The organism is Nocardia alni (assembly GCF_019038435.1).
Taxonomy (GTDB): domain Bacteria; phylum Actinomycetota; class Actinomycetes; order Mycobacteriales; family Mycobacteriaceae; genus Nocardia; species Nocardia alni.
This window is the reverse complement of record NZ_JAGPOX010000008.1, coordinates 49,119-67,178: the sequence shown is the minus strand read 5'-3', so window position 1 is coordinate 67,178 and position 18,060 is coordinate 49,119. Positions and strand designations below refer to the sequence as shown.

General features: G+C 67.0%; 18 protein-coding genes. 5 read left to right on the top strand and 13 right to left on the bottom strand.

What is annotated here, in order from left to right; all coding sequences use genetic code 11:
• Positions 1 to 59: 59 nt before the first annotated feature.
• Positions 60 to 989, bottom strand: coding sequence for an HpcH/HpaI aldolase/citrate lyase family protein (locus JZ791_RS05435; RefSeq protein WP_216893045.1), 930 nt, complete (start codon positions 987 to 989; stop codon positions 60 to 62).
• Positions 990 to 1,079: 90 nt separating this feature from the next.
• Here JZ791_RS05435 and JZ791_RS05430 point away from each other — a divergent pair, with 90 nt between their 5' ends.
• Entirely contained in the window at positions 1,080 to 1,532 is a 453-nt protein-coding gene (locus tag JZ791_RS05430) for a hypothetical protein (RefSeq protein ID WP_216893044.1), read from the top strand.
• 31 nt (positions 1,533 to 1,563) lie between these two features.
• On the opposite strand, the gene JZ791_RS05425 is transcribed toward JZ791_RS05430, so the two are convergent.
• The 6 genes from JZ791_RS05425 to JZ791_RS05400 form a co-directional block, all read right to left on the bottom strand.
• A complete protein-coding gene (locus JZ791_RS05425; protein WP_216893043.1) occupies positions 1,564 to 2,439 on the bottom strand; it encodes an alpha/beta fold hydrolase in 876 nt (291 codons plus the stop codon).
• A gap of 27 nt (positions 2,440 to 2,466) precedes the next feature.
• A complete protein-coding gene (locus tag JZ791_RS05420) occupies positions 2,467 to 2,865 on the bottom strand; it encodes a Rieske (2Fe-2S) protein (RefSeq protein WP_216893042.1) in 399 nt (132 codons plus the stop codon).
• A 1-nt stretch (position 2,866) separates the two neighbouring features.
• Positions 2,867 to 4,009, bottom strand: coding sequence for an amidohydrolase family protein (locus JZ791_RS05415; RefSeq protein WP_216893041.1), 1,143 nt, complete (start codon positions 4,007 to 4,009; stop codon positions 2,867 to 2,869).
• Between the two features lie 20 nt (positions 4,010 to 4,029).
• Positions 4,030 to 5,118 (bottom strand): amidohydrolase family protein, encoded by a 1,089-nt coding sequence (locus JZ791_RS05410; protein ID WP_216893077.1) that lies wholly within the window; start codon positions 5,116 to 5,118, stop codon positions 4,030 to 4,032.
• A gap of 65 nt (positions 5,119 to 5,183) precedes the next feature.
• Positions 5,184 to 5,492, bottom strand: coding sequence for a DUF4286 family protein (locus tag JZ791_RS05405; protein WP_216893040.1), 309 nt, complete (start codon positions 5,490 to 5,492; stop codon positions 5,184 to 5,186).
• Between the two features lie 14 nt (positions 5,493 to 5,506).
• The gene (locus JZ791_RS05400; protein WP_216893039.1) at positions 5,507 to 6,760 is read right to left on the bottom strand and encodes an amidohydrolase family protein; all 1,254 of its coding nucleotides are present in this window, start codon (positions 6,758 to 6,760) and stop codon (positions 5,507 to 5,509) included.
• Positions 6,761 to 7,075: 315 nt separating this feature from the next.
• Here JZ791_RS05400 and JZ791_RS05395 point away from each other — a divergent pair, with 315 nt between their 5' ends.
• From JZ791_RS05395 to JZ791_RS05385, 3 genes are all read left to right on the top strand, one after another.
• Positions 7,076 to 7,594, top strand: coding sequence for a hypothetical protein (locus JZ791_RS05395; protein WP_216893038.1), 519 nt, complete (start codon positions 7,076 to 7,078; stop codon positions 7,592 to 7,594).
• A gap of 9 nt (positions 7,595 to 7,603) precedes the next feature.
• Positions 7,604 to 8,098, top strand: coding sequence for a hypothetical protein (locus JZ791_RS05390; protein ID WP_216893037.1), 495 nt, complete (start codon positions 7,604 to 7,606; stop codon positions 8,096 to 8,098).
• Between the two features lie 178 nt (positions 8,099 to 8,276).
• Entirely contained in the window at positions 8,277 to 9,086 is an 810-nt protein-coding gene (locus JZ791_RS05385) for an SDR family NAD(P)-dependent oxidoreductase (RefSeq protein WP_216893036.1), read from the top strand.
• Positions 9,087 to 9,275: 189 nt separating this feature from the next.
• Here the strand turns inward: JZ791_RS05385 and JZ791_RS05380 are convergent, their stop codons facing one another.
• A complete protein-coding gene (locus tag JZ791_RS05380) occupies positions 9,276 to 10,484 on the bottom strand; it encodes an acyl-CoA dehydrogenase family protein (protein ID WP_216893035.1) in 1,209 nt (402 codons plus the stop codon).
• Between the two features lie 90 nt (positions 10,485 to 10,574).
• On the opposite strand from JZ791_RS05380, the gene JZ791_RS05375 reads away from it, so the two are divergent.
• On the top strand, positions 10,575 to 11,039 hold the full coding sequence (locus JZ791_RS05375; protein WP_216893034.1) for a MerR family transcriptional regulator: 465 nt from the start codon (positions 10,575 to 10,577) through the stop codon (positions 11,037 to 11,039).
• Here JZ791_RS05375 and JZ791_RS05370 read toward each other — a convergent pair.
• From JZ791_RS05370 to JZ791_RS05350, 5 genes are all read right to left on the bottom strand, one after another.
• On the bottom strand, positions 11,020 to 12,441 hold the full coding sequence (locus JZ791_RS05370) for a FadD3 family acyl-CoA ligase (RefSeq protein WP_216893033.1): 1,422 nt from the start codon (positions 12,439 to 12,441) through the stop codon (positions 11,020 to 11,022). The two genes, JZ791_RS05375 and JZ791_RS05370, sit on opposite strands and share 20 nt — an antisense overlap.
• A 145-nt stretch (positions 12,442 to 12,586) precedes the next feature.
• Complete coding sequence (locus JZ791_RS05365; protein WP_216893032.1) at positions 12,587 to 14,167, bottom strand: AMP-binding protein; 1,581 nt, start codon at positions 14,165 to 14,167, stop codon at positions 12,587 to 12,589.
• A 182-nt stretch (positions 14,168 to 14,349) separates the two neighbouring features.
• A complete protein-coding gene (locus JZ791_RS05360) occupies positions 14,350 to 15,138 on the bottom strand; it encodes a GNAT family N-acetyltransferase (protein WP_216893031.1) in 789 nt (262 codons plus the stop codon).
• A 137-nt stretch (positions 15,139 to 15,275) separates the two neighbouring features.
• Positions 15,276 to 16,553 (bottom strand): cytochrome P450, encoded by a 1,278-nt coding sequence (locus JZ791_RS05355; RefSeq protein WP_216893030.1) that lies wholly within the window; start codon positions 16,551 to 16,553, stop codon positions 15,276 to 15,278.
• 43 nt (positions 16,554 to 16,596) lie between these two features.
• A complete protein-coding gene (locus JZ791_RS05350; protein WP_216893029.1) occupies positions 16,597 to 18,060 on the bottom strand; it encodes an aldehyde dehydrogenase family protein in 1,464 nt (487 codons plus the stop codon).

The following is an 18,060-nucleotide window of genomic DNA, read 5'->3' as shown; positions in this document are numbered from 1 at the left end:
GCCGGAATGACGAATGCCGGGATGACGAGTGACCGAATGACGTGAGTGATGCCGCGCGACTACGAACTCACCGTCGCGCTGTCCACGCCGATGAGGGCGGCGCGGTCCAGGACGTTCGCGGCGTGGCGCAGGTGGGCGGCGTCCATTAGTTTGCCGTCGCGGCCGATCGCGCCGACGCCGGACTCCTCGGCCTGCTTGTACGTGGCGATCGCGGCGCGGGCCTCGGCGATCTCGGCGTCGGTGGGGGCGAAGACCTCGTTGGCCAGGGGGATCTGGCTCGGGTGGATGGCCCATTTGCCGTCGAAGCCCAGGAGGGCGGCGTGCTGTGCGTGGGTGCGGTAGCCGTCGGGGTCCTGGTAGGCGGTGTAGGGGGAGTCGATGGCGTCGATGCCCGCGGTGCGGGCGGCGGTGAGGACCTGTAGGCGCGCGAAGTGCCAGAAGTCGCCTGGGTACGCGCCCAGTGGCTGGAAGTTGCCGTCGACGCGGGCATGCAGTGACGCCGACAAGTCGCCCGCGCCGAAGATCAGCGCCTCCATGCGCGGACTGGCGGTGGCGATCTCGGTGGCGTGCGCCAGGCCCTCCGCCTCTTCGATGAGAACCTCGAGGCCGATGGGGCGGGTGAGGCCGAGCTTGGCCTCCAGCTGGGTCAGCAGGACATCGACCCACCACACGTCGCGGGCCGAGCGGGCCTTGGGGACGATGATCACGTCCAGAGCCTCGCGCGCGCCGGTGACCACGGAGATGATGTCGTCGTGGCACCACTCGGTGTCCAGGCCGTTGACCCGGATCGCCCGGACGGTACGACCCCAATCCAATTCCGTGAGGGCCTCGATGACGATATCGCGCGCGGCCTCCTTCATGGACGGGGCGCAGGCATCCTCGAGATCGAGGAATACCAGGTCGGCGTCCGAGGCGGCCGCGTTGCGGGCCATGGCCGCGCTGCTCGCGGGCGTCGCCAGTTCGGAGCGGCGGGCGCGGGGTGGACGCATGGGAATTCCTCCTGCGATCGTGTCGAATATGTTGGGGCAGAGCTTGATTCGTGTATTGCTGGATCGTAACCGCACGGTAGACTCGTGATCATGCGGACCGCGGTTATCCGAGTCACAGTCGACACCACCGGGCAACTGTCCGCCGAGCAGTTGCGCGCGGCGGGCGCGAGCCTCGCCGCGGCGGCGGCCGGCGCCGGAATCGACGTCACCAGCATCTCGGAACGTGAGTTGCGGGTGCAAGTCGGCGCGTCCGATGCCGCGACGGCGCGGGAGACCGTCGCGGCGCTGTGCGCGCGGGCGTACGGCAGCGCACCGGTTCTGGGGTCCGTCACCTTTCTCAGCCGCGGCACCGACGAGGACGCACACGGCGTGCTGGCGCAGTTCGGTCTCGCCGGCCGGATTTCGCGCACGGACAGCGGATCCGGATTCGACATCGTCACGGTGCGTGTCGCGATCGACGAGTTGTCGCGGATCCCCGAAAGCCGGGTGCTCACCGCGTTGGAGGCGGCGTTGAACTGCGAGGTTCGGCTCGTCGCGAGCTGAGCCGCCGACGGGGTGACCGCGAGTGTGACGTTCACCCGGCGGCAGGTTCGCGTGCGAGGAAATCCAGGATCGGCGGCGCGGCCAGCACCCACGTGTCGAAGCCGCCGACATCCTCACCGCGGGCCCGCGCCTCGAACGAACGCTCCCAGGCGTCCTCGGGCCAGGGCGGGTCGATGAGCGTGGAACCCTCGATGAGGCATTGCATTTCGAGGGAGGTGCGCTTGGGGTGGTCGGGATCGTTCTTGCCGCCGCGGATGATGAGTGTGGGAATCGTGATGTCGGCGAACAACTCGTCGGGCACGCCCGGGATGGTCTGGCCCGGCTTGGGTACGTAGGCGTCGAGCCAGCGCAGCAGGAGCCGGGTCAGCTCCGCGCGGTCCAGGGCCAGCAGCCGGTCGCGATTCTTCGGATTCTGCGCGATCCGCTCCTGCCACTCGGGCAGCTCGACGAGTGACTCGATCCCCTTGCCGCGCAATGCTATCAGATTCGGCAGCACATAGTAGGAGCCGAGGTTGTACAGGCCCTGGACGCCGCCGACGATATTCCACAGGATCATCCGGGTAACCAGCTCGGGATATTCGATCGCGGTGATCATCGAGTCGCGGGCGCCGCCGGACCCGCCGGCCAGGATCACCGGTCCGGTGTCCAGGGTTCGCAGCAGCCCGGCCAGGACCTCGGCGCGCATGTGAGATTCGGTCTGCCCGAAGAACTGCACGTCCGAGGCGCCGCAGTTGGGGCGGTCCCACAGCAGGACCCGGTGGCCGCCCGCCGCCAGGGCCTCGCCCAGCGGGCGCACGCCGCGAAAGTCCTTGCTGTACCGGCCGCCCGGGGTCAGCACGATCAATTCCCCGGCGTCGCCGAGGATTTCGTAGACGATATCGCCGCCGTGTATTTCGACCGTGGGCATCGTTGCTCCTTTGGTGTTTCGGGCCGCTCAGGCGGTGACCAGGATGTCGGATCCGTCGACCCGTACCCGATAGGTGCGGATACTCCATTCCGGCTTCACCGCCGTGGTGCCGGTGGCCAATTCGAAGCCCCACTGATGCCACGGGCAGTAGACGAATTCGTCGTCGCGGACCGTGACCGCGTCGCCGGGTACGGATTCGTCGACGATCGTGCGCCCGCGCACCCGCCCGGAGCACAGCGGCCCGCCCTCGTGCGGGCAGTAGTTGGCGATGGCGTAGAACTCGCCGCCCGCGTTGTACACGCCCACGCCGTAGCGGCCGATCGGCACGAGTTTATGTGTGCCGGGCGGAATCTCGTCCACCGTGGCCACCACGTGCTCGCGGCCCGGCGCCAGCCGGGGCGCCTCCGGCCCGAGAGGTAGATCCATGTCACCAGACCTTGGTCTGCCCGGGCAGCGCGGGCACCGCCTCGGGCAGCTTGTAGGTCTGAATCCCGTTGCGGTACATGACCGCCTCGCGTGACGCGGGCGGCAGGTGCTTGATCAGCCAGCGCGGATCGTCGAAGGTCCAGTGCGGGTAGTCCGAGGAGAACAGCAGGATCTTCTCGCACTCCATCCATTCCAGCGCCCGGGTCACTTCGCTGCGGTCCTCGGGGGTTTCGAACGGCTGGGTGGTGAATTTGATGTGATCCTTGACGTATTCGGACGGCTTGCGCTTGATGTCCAGCCAAGATTTGCGTGCCTCGTAAATGGCGTCCATCCGCCACATCAGCGGCAGGATCCAGGTGAAGGCGTGCTCCACCAGCACGATTCGCAGTGTCGGGAACCGGTCGAAGACGCCGTCGAACACCAGGCTCATCACCTGGTTGGCGGCCAGGAGTGAGTAGGTGACCATGAAATCGTGGTTGTAGCTGGGCAATCCGACCGGCGGCATCGGCAGTGTTTCGTAGAACCCGCGCGACAGATGACAGCTGACCGGGATGTCGTGCTTCACCGCTGCGGCCCAGACCGGGTTGTACATCGGGTCGCCCCACGCCGGACGCGGTTCGGCCCGGATCAGGATCTGCGCCATATACGGATGTCCGGCCCACTTCTCGATCTCGCGGACCGTCCCGGCCGGATCTTCGGCCGCCGCGCAGATGGATCCGCGCCAGCGCTGATGCCAGTTGGGCCGGGGGCCGAGCCATTGCTCGGCCTGCCACTGGTTGTGCGCGGCGCAGATGGCCTGCGACCACTCCGGCAATCGCTCGGCCTTGAATCCTGGCTCGAGGATCGCGATGTCGGAGCCCGCCTCCATGATCAGCTGCTGGAACGCCAACTCGGGATCGCTGCCCGGGAACTCGCCGTTGGCGCCGAACGTGTCGGTCCGCATGGCGAACGCGTGCGCGAAATCCGGTGCGTCGTAGGTGATGATGTTGCCGACCTTGTGCGAGATCACCTTGCTGCGGTACGGCTCGGGCAGATGCTCGAGCAGCTGCCCCGGCTTGGGTACCGGGTGTACGTCCGAGTCGACCACGCGGACGGGTACCAGATCCGTCGCGGGAGTGCGCTCGACGGTTCTCACCTGTGTCATCGGTTGCCTCCGTTCGGAATTCAGCCCGCCGCCGGAACGGCGACATCCAGGCCGTAGAGTTCGGCGGCGTTGCGCCAGCAGATTCGCTCGCGCTGCTCGCGCGACCATGTCTCCGGAAGCCGCGAGGGGTCGGCGAGTTGCCAGTGCGGGTAGCTCGAGCCGAACATGATCATGTTCTGCTTGCCGGTGAAATCCAGCCATTCCCCGGCGAAGTCGGTATCGCCCGGACCGTCCATGCGGCCCTGCACGAAATACACGTGGCCGGGCAGATACTCGCTGGGCATGCGCGGCGCCCACGGGGTCTGCTCGAGGTGCGGGCGCCCGAAGGTGTCCATCCGCCACATGAAGGGAGTGAGCATGTCCGCCGCGCCGTCGGCCCAGACGAACCGCAGGGCCGGGAATCGTTCGAAGACGCCCTCGGCGATCATGTTCATCAGGTGGTAGAGGTAGTTGAGCGGCATGAACGCCGCGTACTGCTCATAGGTGCGTGTGTGCCCGGACGGCGTGGGCGGAAGTTCCACGCCGGAGCCGGTCTCGATGTGCACCGCGACCGGCCAGCCCGCCTCCTGCGCGGCCTCCCACAACGCCCAGAACTGTGGTTTCCCGTACAGTTCCCGTGACTGCAGCGGGATGCCGATCTGCACGATCTGCGAATTGCCCTGCCAGCGCCGGATTTCCCGGATCGCCCCGGTCACATCGTCCGGGTTGACGCGGATGGTGCCCCGGAAACGCTCGGCGTAGCGGCCTGATTCGAGCCAGCGGCTCACCATCATCTCGTTGTGCGCGGCGAGGACGGCCGAATTCAGGTGCCGGTCGGGCAGGACTCCGCGCGACATCGGATGCAGGAGCGCGATATCGACCCCGCGCTGCTCGAACAGATGGCGTCCGACCAGGTGCGGGTCCGATCCGGGGTACTGCCCTTTGGGCCCGGTCGTGCCCGGGGCGTATTCGCCGCCGGGCGCGCCGTACCAGTCCATTTCGACATCGGGGATGCCGCGGCTGCGATAGGGCTCGCGCAGGTGGCCGCGGAAATCACTGTCGGATCGGAAGAAGACATGCACACTGGCGTCGATCAGCGGTATCGACGTTCCGTCGGTCATGGTCAGCATGCTGTTCGTCACTCACACTTCTCGTCAGTGCCCGGGCCTCGCGGCCCGGGCATGGTCGACGACCCTCAGATCGTTTCCCAGACGCTGACTTTGGCGCCAGCGGGGTTCATGGCGTCGCTGAGCGTGGCCCGGCCGTCCCGGACCCGGGCCGACATCTCCTGCATGACTGCCTGTGCGTCGCCGTCGATCTCGTACAGCGCAACGTACTCGGTGTGCTCTGCGGGTTTGCCGTCGCTGAGCAGCAGGCGCTGGCGCGTACACGATTTCACCCCGTCGATCGCCAGCATGTCGGGCACGTGCACGTCCCGGTACCAGGTGTTGAAATCCTCCTCCCGTCCGGCAAGCGGACGGGAGATCACCATCAGTGTCTGCATTCTCGTACTCCTGGTCAGTGCGCCCGCGCGGCGTAGGCCTCGGCGTATTCCTTGCGGGTCTTGGTCGAGATGTCCCAGCCCTTCGCCAGCGCCCGCAGCGCGCCCACGGTCGCCTGCTCCTTGGGCGTGTGCGCGAACAGATCGAGGTTCAGGACGCGGCCGGCGTTCTGCCAGGTGATCTTGTCGATCTCCTCGTCCGACGCGCCGGCGGCGTTCAGTTCCTGCAGCACGAATTCCGGTGCGTCCGGCCACAGCGAATCCGAATGCGGGTAGTCGCACTCCCACGCGATGTTGTCGATGCCGACCTTGTCGCGATAGGTCATCGCGGTCGGATCGGTGACGTAGCAGGCGATCACATGCTCACGGAAGACCTCGCTGGGCATCTTGCCGTCGAAATCGCGCTTGAGCCACCGCTGATTGGTGTAGTGGCGATCCGCGCGATCCAGGAAGAACGGGATCCAGCCGACGCCACCCTCCGACAACGCGACCTTCAGGTTCGGGTAGTTGCGGAACGCCGGGCCCCACAGCAGATCCTGGACGGTGATCTGGGACACGGTGGGCGCCAGGCACATCAGGTTGTCGATCGGTGCGTCGGGCGCCAGCTTGAGCGCGGCGAATCCGGTGCCGATGTGCAGATTCATCACCAGGCCGGTCTCGTTGAGCGCGCTGAACACCGGACCCCAGTAGGTCTCGTCGAAATAGCTGGGGCTGCCCTGCAGATGCGGCAGCTCGGCCATCGTGACCGCCTTGAAGCCCCGCTCGGCGACGCGCTGGATCTCGGCCACCGCCAACTGCGGATCCCACAGTGGCAGGATGGCGTTCGGAATGAACCGGCCGGGATAGGTGGCGCACCAGCCCTCGAGATGCCAGTCGTTGTACGCCTGGATCATCGCGACGGTGATCTCGTCCTTGAACTGGCTCAGGTGCCCGGCGCTGAAACCGGCGAAGGTGGGGAAGCACATCGAGGAGAACACGCCGTTGGCGTTCATATCCCGGATGCGGTCGTGGATGTCGTAGACGCCGGGGCGCATCTCGGCGTATCCGGCCGGGTCGTAGCCCCATTCCTCGGCCGGCCAGGAGACCACCGCGTTGAGACCGGTGACACCGGTCGGCTTGCCGCGATAGACCCACCGGTCGATGCCGTTCTCGTCGGCGATCACCTTCGGGGCCAGGTCTGCCCACTTCTGTGGCAGCCGCCCGTCGAACATGTCGATCGGCTCGACCACATGGTCGTCGATGCTCACCAGGATCAGGTCATCGATGTTCACGTCACTCCTCGCTACTCGTGAGAACCGGATGCGGTGCCCGTATGCGATCGCATGAGATCAGCAGTCTCCATTTACGAGAATGTCACTCTCATGCTGTGTGATCGACGATACACCCCGCGTGGGTCGCTGGTCGAGGGCCTGGGTGAAGGCTGTTGCGTACTGGTCGCGGTAGCGTCGGTGGGCGGTCCGCCGATCCATGCCGCCCTGATATGGGGGGCATACCCTTTGTGAATTTCTACGCCGCGACCCCCGACGCGTTCTATTCTCTCACTGCGAGAGAATATCATTCTCGATGTACAGATTCCGATTCTAGTGATGAGGGCAGCAACGATGCATCACCTTCCCCGTGCGGCCGCTGTGGCCGCGATGGCCGTGATGGCCACGACGCTGGCGGCCGGTACGGCCGCCGCCGAGTCCGCCACACCGCAGCAGAACCCCGCCCCTGCCGCCGCGGCGCCGAGCGCGCCGCCCGCCGCCACGGATCCGGTCACGGCCTACACCCAGGCCTTCGTCGCGGTGTCCGGTGCGTTCGCCAACGACTCGACCCTCGGTCGGGTGATCGGCACGGGCGCGGGAATGGTGATCGGCTGCCCGCTGGGCGCGTTGACCGGCGGTTCGCTGGCCACGGTGGCCAGCCTGGGCACGCTGACGCCGATCGGCATCGTCGGCGGCTGCATCATCGGCGCCGCCGGACTGGGTTTCGTGGGCGGCACGGTCGGCAGCATCATAAGCGGCTCACCCGCGATAGCGACCGCCATGCAGCAGCAGTACACCCAGTTGCACGCCGAGGGATTCATCGCCGCCCCGGTGCCGAGCCAGGCCACGGGACGATAGGAGCCAGCCATGAACCTCTCCAGTAAGAGCATTGCCCTGGGCGTTCTGACCGCCGCCTCGGTCGCCGTCGCCACGGGAACCGCCACCGCGGACAGCAGTGGGATCGCTCCGGCGACGGCAGCCGCGACCACCGCACCGGCGCCCGCCGCCCCCGTAGCGGGCGGTGACCCCATGTCCGACCTGAGTCAGTCGATCGAAGCGGCCAACGGGCCGATGGGCGCGGCGATGGCGGCGGGCACGGCGATCGGTTCGGTCGGCGGCATGGTCATCGGCTGCCCGTTGGGCGTCGTCACCGGCGGCACCCTGATGACGATCGTCTCGCTCGGCACGCTGACCGTGCCCGCGATGGTCGGCGGGTGTGCCCTGGGTGCGATCGCGGTCGGCGGCGTCGGCGCGATCGCGGTCGGCACCGCGATGGCCATCCCGGTGGGTCTCGTCGCGGGTACGCAGAAGTGGAACCAACTCCAGGCGCAACACGCCGCCGGAGTGAAACCCGCGTCCTGACCGAGTACACGGCCTCGTCATCCCGGCGCGTTTGTGGCCGGATCCACCGGAACAGCCTGTGCGTCAGGTGGATTCCTGCCACGAGCGCGCGGGAATGACCGGTCGGTCTGTGGGAATCGCGAGGCGGCTGCGTGGGAACCACGGAGTCTGTGCAGGATATCGACGGGAGAAGCAATACATGCACATCGAGAAGGGACAGGTCGCGGTCATCACCGGCGGTGCCAGCGGCATCGGCTACGGGTTGGCCGAGGCATTGGCCGAACGCGATGTGCGGCTGGTCCTCTCCGATATCCGCGCCGATGGCCTGGTCTCGGCCGAGGCCATGTTGCGGGACCGCGGTGCGCAGGTGCTGGCGGTGAAAGCCGATGTCGGCGTCGAGGATTCGGTTCGGCTGCTGGCCGAGCGAACCCTCGACGCCTACGGTCGCGTCGACATCGTCTGCAACAACGCCGGTGTGGTGTGCCCGGCGGCCCCGATGTGGGAGCAGGACGCGGCCACCTGGCAGCGGATGATCTCGGTGAAGCTGCTCGGCGTGATCCACGGCGTGAAAGCCTTTGCGCCGCTGCTGATCGCGCGGGGCAGTGGGCACATCCTCAACACCGCCTCCTCCGGCGGCTTGGCCCCGCTGCCCGGCCGCACACCGTACACCGGCACCATGCACGCGGTGGTCGGCCTGACCGAAACGTTGGACGCGGAGCTGAAACAGGTGTCGGCCGAACTGGGCGCGACGGTGCTGTGCCCGGGCCTGGTCGACACCGCGCTGGGCGCGAATTCGGCTGCGCTGGGCGCGATCCGGGCCGATGCGAACACCGGCAGATCCATGCGGGATTTCGCACCTCCGGAGGCCATCCTGTCCCCGCGCCAGGTGGCCGAGGAGGCGATCGCCGCGATCGAGGCGGGCCGTGTGCATTCCGCCCCGGGACGCGGTGTGGTCGAACGCGCTCAGGCCCGGGGCGAAGCGCTCCTACGCGATATCACGGCAGACTGAACGCCGCCGCTCACATCATCACGCCGATGAGAGTGAGCGGCAACGTATTCGACAGCGGATGCGTAGGGCGCGAACCATGGGCAGCGCCTCGCGCGAACAGTCGCGACCCGAGCGCCGGACAAGGTGCTGTTGCGTGAAATCCTGGACGCCTGAGCGCGATCCGGCAGCGACCGACGCGGTGATCGGACGTCAGACGCGCAGCATCGCGACGACCGGCGGTTCCTTGCCGTTGAGGTACCAGTCACCGATCCAGACGTCCTTGGCATCGGTCGGGTCGTGCAGGGAAAAGGTTCGCGCATTGCGCCAGAACCGGTCGAACCGGTACTTCGACGAGGTGCTGCGTGCGCCGGTCAGATCGAAGATGCCGCTGGTCACCTCGAGGGCGGCCTGCACACAGGCGACCTTGACCGAGAACGCCTCGATCGAGGCCTCCGTATCGGATCCGAACGACTCCTGCCAGGTCTCCAATTTCTTGGCGCAGCGCAGCAGGAACGCCCGCGCGCAGTCGAGCCGAACGGCGAACTCGCCGATGCGCTTTCGAATCAGCGGATCCTCGGTCGCGGACGCGAACTCCGGCAGGCTCGCCCGGTCGAGGCCGCGGACGTACTGCACCGCCGCGTCGAACGCCCCGTAACCGGGGCCCAGCATGATCGCCGAGTGCGCGAGGTAGACATAGGTGACCAGAATCGGCGTCATGACGCTGCCGAAGTAGTATCCGTCGGGCACGAACACGTCGCGGTAGTCGATGGTCTGGCTGTGTGTTCCACGCTGCCCCATGACATCCCAGTCGTGCCGGCAGGTCACCCCGTCCTGATCCAGCGGTACCAGCGCGTGCCGGCGCTCCCTCTTTCCCTCCAGGGCGAGGCCGACCAGCGCCCAGCCACCGCCGCCGCTGTTGGTGTTGAACGTCTTGGTCCCGTTCACGAGGATGCCGCCGTCCACCGGCCGTCCCGTCACCGGCCCTGTCCTGCTGCCGGTCTCGGAATTGGAGGCGACCAACCGGACGCCGTCCTCGAGGATGAGGCGGGCCATCTCGCGCCTCGTGCTCTCGGGCAGACCGTTGCCGGGATCGAAGATCTGGAGCGTCACCAGCGTCTGGACGACATAGTTCATTCCCGCGCTGGAGTCGCCGGCCATCACATCGCAGATGATCTCGAAGAAGTCCTCGACGTGCCTGGTCGGGTCGGCGTCGCTGATTCCGCCGTATTCGATGGGCAGGTGATATCGGAACAGGCCTGCCTCCTGGAGACGGCGCATCCCGTCCGTCGCGTCGACGTTGCGCGCGTCGACATCGGCGGCACTGTCCGGGAGTTCGGCGCGCAGTGCCTTGGCCCGGTCCCTGAGCTGTGCCACCGTGAGGGGTTCGAAGGTGAGCGGTTCGCTCGCGGTGTTCGTCATGAGATCGACGCTACGATTGACAGTGCGCTGTAAATCAAGTGGTAATTCTCGAATCCATCACGTCCCACCCGGACAGGACGGGGGATAGCAGTGTCCGTCGCCGATTCCACACAGCCCGTGCCGGAACGAGGGCTCTCGATCGCCGAGGCCGCCCGGCGCACCGGCCTGACCGTCTACACGCTGCGGTACTACGAGCGTTCCGGGATGCTGCCGAAGCCGCCGCGCCGCACGAGCGGGGGGAGCCGTCGCTATCACGCCGCGGAGCTGCATTGGATCCAGGTGTGCACCAGGTTGCGGGGCGTGGGCATGCCCATCGAGCTCATCCGCCGTTACATCGACATGGTGCGGTCGGGACCGGGGAACGAGCGCGAGCGTCTGGAACTGTTCGAATCGCACCGCGCCCGGATCGTCGACGAACTCGCCACTCTCGGTGAGCAACTCCAGCTGATGGACCACAAGATCGACGTGTACCGGCAGCGGGTGGCCGACGGAGACGGCGAACCCTGGCCGATTCGCCCGGATCCCGAGCCGGTGTCTACCGCAGGTGATCTTTGACGACCTTGCCGGTCGCGTTGAGCGGCAAGGAGTCACGGAAGACGACGGAGCGGGGGACCTTGTATCCGGCCATCCGATCGTGGCTCCAGGCGATCAGCTCGGTCTCGGTGAGCGGGCCCTTGGCGACGATGAACGCGCGCCCGACCTGACCCATCCGGGCATCGGGGACGCCGATCACCGCGGCCTGTGCCACCGCCGGATGGGCCAGCAGCATGCCCTCGATCTCGGCCGGGTAGGCGTTGAACCCGCCGACGATGTACATATCCTTCTTGCGGCCCGAAATGCGCAGCCGCCCTTCGGGATCGAGGTCGCCCAGATCGCCGGTGTGCAGCCAGCCGTCGGCGTCGATCGCCGCCGCGGTGGCGACCGGATCGTCGAGATAGCCCTGCATCACGTTGTAGCCGCGGATCAGCACCTCGCCGTCGTCGGCGATGCCGACTTCCACACCGTCGCAGGGTGTTCCGACGGTGGTGGCGATCTGTTCGAAGGTGTCGCCGGGACGGGAGGCGGTCGCGGTTCCGGCCTCGGTGAGCCCGTAGCCTGTCATGATCGAGGTGAACGGCAGCTCCTGGCGGACCCGGCGGATCAGCTCGACCGGAATGTCGGCGGCGCCCGTCACCGCCGCCCGCAGCGACGACAGATCGTGTGTACCACCGGATTCCATGAGCGAGTGGTACAGCGTCGGCGGTCCCGGCAGCATCGTTACCCGCTCGCGTTCGATGAGCTCGCCCACCATCGCGGTGTCGAAGACCGGCACCGGCAGCATGGTCGCGCCGCGGGTGAACGCCGCGATCAGCCCGGCCTTGTAGCCGAAGGTGTGGAAGTACGGGTTGACCATCAGGTACCGGTCACCCTCGCGCAGATCTGCCAGATCGCACCACTCCGCGTACAACCGGAGCGTCTGATGGTGATTCATCATGACGCCCTTGGATTTTCCGGTCGTGCCCGAGGTGTAGACGATGTCGGCGACCGCGTCGCCGCTCACCGGATGTTCGAACGGCCTTCCTCCGGACAGGAATTCGGACAGGCCCAGGACCGGAACCCGCACCGGCGGCAGATAATCCTTACCGAGGAAGCCCTTCTGCACCAGGACTATTCGGGCGCCGGACCGGGTGATCACGTCGGCGGCCTCGGCGCCGGTGAACCGGGTGTTCACCGGCACCAGCACCGCACCCGCGACCAGCGCGCCGAATCCGGCGATGATCCAGTCGGCGCTGTTCGGCGCCCAGATCGCCACCCGCTGCCCGGGTGCGATACCGAAGTCGGCGAATGCTCCGGCGGCGCAGCGGATCCGGTGCACGAGCTCGATGAAGCTCAGCCGCACAGGCCCGTCGACGACCGCCTCGGCGTCACCGAAGCGGTCCGCCGAACTAAGCACGAGTTCGGGAATGCTCTCCCACACTTACTGGCCCTTCGTCGTGTCGCCGCTCATCGTCGCGGCGCGCTGCCGTCACTTTTTCCGCCGGTGTCGACCGCTATACGCCGAGCAGCCGAGCGAGGTAGGGTCCGGACGGGCATGAGATCCTTCTTATCTGTTTGGGAGAATCTTATTCTCGTTCTTGCTCACTGGCAATCGTCCTCAGATCTTGGCGGATGCGGTACTTCTGCACCTTCCCGCTGGGAGTGCGGGGGAAGTCCTCGACGATGCGCAGCTGCTCGGGCCACTTCTGCTTGGCCAGCCCGGCCTCGGCGAAATGCGCGCGCAGGTCTTCCAGATCGGGTGCGGGTTTGCCCGGATGTATACGCACCACCGCCGCGACGTGTTCACCCAGGCGTTCGTCCGGGGCGGCGACGACTGCGGCCTCGGCGATGCCGGGCATCGTGATCAGCACCTCCTCGACCTCGAGCGCGCTGATGTTCTCCCCGCCGCGGATGATCAGGTCGGTGGCCCGGTCGGTGATGGTCAGATAGCCGTTCTCGTCGAGGATTCCGATATCGCCGGTGTGGTACCAGCCCTCGGCGTCGAAGCGGGCCGCGGTGAGCGCGTCGTCGGTGTAGCCCAGGCACAGATCCGGTCCGCGACTGAGGATTTCGCCGTCCTCGGTCAGGCGGATCTCCACCCCGGGCTGCGGGTCGCCGTCGGTGTACAGGCGTTTGCGCAGTGGGTCGGTGCAGTCCGAGGCCGTGATGGACGGATGTTCGGTGCTGCCGTAGGAGCGATAGACGATCAGGCCCAGGTCGGTCAGGCGTTCGGTCACCGCGACCGGCACCGACGCGCCGCCCATGCCCGCGTATTTCATGTGCAGCAGATGTTCGGGCGTGAAGTTCGGGTGATCGACCAGGCTGGTCATGTAGTACGGCACGCCGCCGCCGACGGTGATGCCGTGGCTGACCATCAGGTCCAGGATCAGCTGCGGATTCCAGGTGTCGACTAGGTTGACCCCGATACCGTCGCGGATGGGGATGAGCAGGGCGTTGAGCATGCCGATGAAGTGCCCGACCGGCGCGGCGGTGATCTGCGGACCCAGGTCCGGCGGGAAGTGCTCGGCGAGCTGGCGGGTCTCGCAGCCGAGGGTCTGATGACTGTGGACGACGCCCTTGGGCGCGCTGGTGGTGCCGGAGGTGAACGCGATGAGCGCCGTCCCGGCGGGGTCGACCGGGGTGACGCCCTCGAACGGCGTCGCGGCCAGCAGGTCCTCGAAGTCGATCCGATTCGGGTGGGGGTGCGTGGTGCCGCCGACGACCCCGACGATCGGCACGTTCGCGGATGTGTCCGGGTCGTACTCGATGCTGCCGAACCGATCGGTCGTCACGAAGACGCGCGGGGAGACCGCGTCGAGGATATAGCCGACCTCCCTGCGGCCGTAGATGTGCACGATCGGCACCACGACCGCGCCCAGGAAGGTCGCGGCCCAGAAGGTCGCGGCCGCCTCCATCCAGTTGGGCAGCTGGAACGAAATCACATCGCCCGGCCCCACCCCCCGCTCCCGCAGTCCCGCGGCGAGCCGGCGGGCGACCCGCTCGATATCGCCGAACGTGCCCGAATACGGTCGTACCTGCGAATGCACCCGAAACTTGGTATCGGGTGCGGCGGCCAGGGCGCGAGCGAGCATGTCGCCGAGCGTGTCGCGCGACCACCACCCCTCGGCCTCGTAGCGGGTGACCAGTTCGGCGGGGATGATGCGCATGGATACTCCCGGACCCGGCGCGGAACCGCTCGCGGCGCGGCCGGGTGAGACGTGGGCTGAGGCTGCGAGCTCTGAATATACTATTCTCCTAGATCAAGAACTTCGATACCGAAATCGGAGAACATGCATCAACCGCAGGTGTCGACCGGATCCGTGGACGTCCCGAGTGGTCCAGTCTGTGACTACTCCATGGGCGACCAGACGTAAGGCGTGGTGGTGGTGACGGCGTGGAACCCCAGGCGGCGCAGGATCGGAGCGCTGTCGTCGGAGGCGTCCACCTGGAGGAACCTCACCCCGCGGGCGATGGCGAGGGCGGCCCGGGTGGCGACCAGTGCGCGGTAGATTCCGCGACCTCTCCACTGTGACAGCGTCGATCCGCCCCACAGGCAGGCGAAATCGGTGCCTTCGCGGAACACCAGCCAGCCTGCGGACACCACCTCGCCGTCCGCCTCGGCGACGAGCACCACGATCTCATCTGGTGCGGTACCGACCCGGCCGATGAGATCCTCCGCGACCCAGCCACAATCACGCTGCCATACAGCTGACTCCATGGCGGCGATCCGGTGCATGTCGGCGTCGGCGGTGACATGGCGAACGATGACTCCGTCCGGCAATGCCGGCTCGGCGGGCATGTCGTCGGCCACTCCGATCAGAACTGTCTCCTGTCCTTCGGGAACGAAACCGGCCGCGCGCAGGTGATCGGTCAGATCATCGGGTTTGTCGTGCCCGCGGATCTTCCATTCCACTCCCTCACCGCGCGCGGCGAAGTAGTCACGCTGACGGGTGATCAACCGGTCCAGCTCGACACCCGACACGCCGAGGTCCGGTGGGGGACTGATCAAACCGCGGAACTGACCGACGATCCGTAGCAGCGGACCGTCCCGCTCGCAGCTGACCCCGCGCGGAAGGTTGGGCGGTGTTCCCCGCATCTGCTCGTCGTACGCCGCGAGCAAGCTGTCGATATCTGTCATCGCCTCGACAGTACGAGCCTGGTGCAAGTGTTTTCCTGGCTCGGGAGGCCGTCCGTCACGCTATGCGTGATCGTTGGGCACGAGCTGTAGCGGGTGTGGACTCGTGGGGAGCGAAAGACAGTAGTCTCCGGGGTGTATCAGGCCGGGGTGAATGTGATGTGCAGATTGCGCAGGCCGCGCAGGAGGAAGGTCGGCTCGTACACGTAGTGGCGGTCGTCGGCAGGGCCGTGGGCGGTGTCGTCGATCGTCAGGTCGCGGGTGCGGTCCAGCAGGCGCTCCAGGGTGACCCGGCCCTCCACCCGAGCCAGCGGCGCGCCCGCGCAGGTGTGGATGCCGCGGCCGAACGCGATGTGTTCGCGGGCATTCGGACGGTCCAGCCGGAACTCGTCGGGGGAGTCGAACTTCCGGGGGTCGCGGTTGGCCGCGCCGATGCACACCATGATCACCGTGCCGGCGGGGATGTCGAGGTCGCCGAGTCGAGTTGTCTTGCGGGCCAGGCGGAAATCGACCTTGGTCGGGCTTTCGATACGCAGTGCCTCCTCGATGAACGGACCGATCAGCGTGCGGTCCTCACGGAGCAGCCGCTGATAGTGCGGCCGCTCACCGAGGACCCGCACGGCGGCGCTGAGCAATTTCGTGACCGTCTCCTGTCCGGCGGCGAACAGGAATGTGGCGGGGCGGACCAGCTCGATGATCGAGGGTACGGATCCGTCGGGATAGGTGCTCCCGGCCAGGACACTGAGGATGTCCTGGCGTGGATCACGTTGGCGCTCTGTGATGTACGCGCCGAACGTATCGTCCAGCCATTCCAGTGGATTGGCGCCGACGGGCTCGTGATTCAGCGCCCCGACCCGGCTGCCCGGCCGCTTGTGTCCGGACAGGGCCGCGCGGAACTCGTCGCGATCGTTGTCCGGTACACCGAGTAGGTCGGCGATCACCAAGGTGGCGAAGGGTTTTCCGTACTCGTCGAGGAATTCGCAGCGTCCGTTGGCGAGGAACTCGTCGAGCTGGCGGTCCGCCTGCCGCCACATGTATTCCTCGTTCTCCTTCAGGCGTTTCGGTGTCAGGAGCTTGCTCAGCAGGGCGCGGGTGCGGGTATGGTCCGGCGGGTCCATTGTCACCATGTGCTCGTGGATCGGGAATTCGTGGCGATGTTCCTCGATCTGGGCGGTGATGTCGTCCCCGACGGGCTCGAAGGGCAGCGGTGGGAACGGTCCGCCGATGGATATACAGGCGGAGAAGGTTTCGGAATCGCGGAACACCTCGATGGCTTCCCGGTAACCAGTGACGGCGACGACACCGTGATGCGGCTCCCGGAACACCGGGTTCCGGCCGCGCAGAGCGGCCAGATAGGCATATGGGTCCTGGGCGATATCGGCGTCGGAGAAATAGTCGGCCAGTGCTGAATCGGTCATTGTTCCGGCCTTTCATGGCGGGAGAGTGATGGATATACGGGAGTCAGCCCATTCCGATACGAATGTTTTTGACCTGCAAAAACTCATACAGTCCGTCGAGCCCGCCGGTCCGGCCGAAGCCGCTGTGCTTGTAACCGCCATAGGGGCCCTGCGGTGCGATATCGCTGATCTGGTTGATCCACACCGAACCGGCCTCCAGGCGCCGCGCGACTCGGTGCGCCCGGGTGAGGTCGGCGGTCTGCACGAAGGCGTTCAGTCCGTAGGGGGTGTCGTTGGCGAGCCGGAGCGCCTCGTCCTCGTCGGCGAACGGGATCACCGAGGCCACGGGGCCGAAGGTCTCGCACTGTGCCAGGGCCGATCGATTGTCGACATGGGCGAATACCGTCGGTTCGAGGTAATAGCCCTCCGCCAGTTCGCCGCCGATCCGTGTGCCGCCGGTGATCAGCTCCCCTGCCCGCTCGGCCACCGCGCGATCGACGATGCTCAGGATGCGTTCGGCGGCGCTCTCACTGATCACCGGACCCACCGTCACGGTCGGATCGAACGGGTCGCCGACCTTCGTCGACTGGACCACCGCGACGAACTTCTCCAGAAATGCCTCGTAGACCGACTCGTGCACCAGGATGCGGCTGGCGCAGGCACAGCTCTGTCCCGACTGGACCAGCGGACCCTGATACGCCGATAGTTGTGCTGCCGCATCGAGGTTCGCGTCCGAGAAGACGAGATTGGCGGATTTGCCGCCCAATTCGGTCACCACAGGGGTGAGATTCGTTGCCGCACCGGCCAGGACGGCACGGGCGGTGTCGCCGCCGCCGGTGAAGTGGATCTTGCGCACATTCGGATGCCGGACCAGGGCCTGGCTGCCCTCGGCGTCCGCCGGGACCACGTTGACCAACCCCGGCGGCAGTCCCGTGCGCGTGCAGAGCTCCCCGAAGCGCAGCGCGGCTAGGGGCGCCAGGGGAGAGGGCTTGAGCACGACGGCATTTCCTGCGGCCAGGGCCGGAGCGACACACGACGCGGCCACGACCATCGCCCCGTTCCACGGCGCGATCACCCCGACCACGCCGTAGGGTTCGCGTTCGACGAGGTTGATGTCGCCGGATCCGGATACCGGGGTGCTCAGGCCGTGCGGCTTGTCGACGTATCCGGCGAAATGCCGCAGGAAACGTTCGAGCAGAATCGTGTTGACGGCCAACGAGATCGGGACTGCGTAGTCCAGCACGTTGAGGCGGGAGAACTCGGCCATCTGCTCGGCGACCGCATCCGCCAGATCGATGAGGAGATCGCGACGGCGGTCGGCGGTGAACGACATCCATTCCCGCTGCGCCTCCCAGCCCGCGGCGACAGCGGCACCGATCTCGTCCGGCCCGGCCAGTGGAACTGTGGCATTGACTCGGCCGGTGGCCGGGTCGATGTGCGCGTGCGTGCCGCCGGAGGTACGGGTGACTCGATCGCCGCCGATGATCAGTCCGTCCGGCAGTTCCGGATGTGCGGTTGTGGTCGGCAT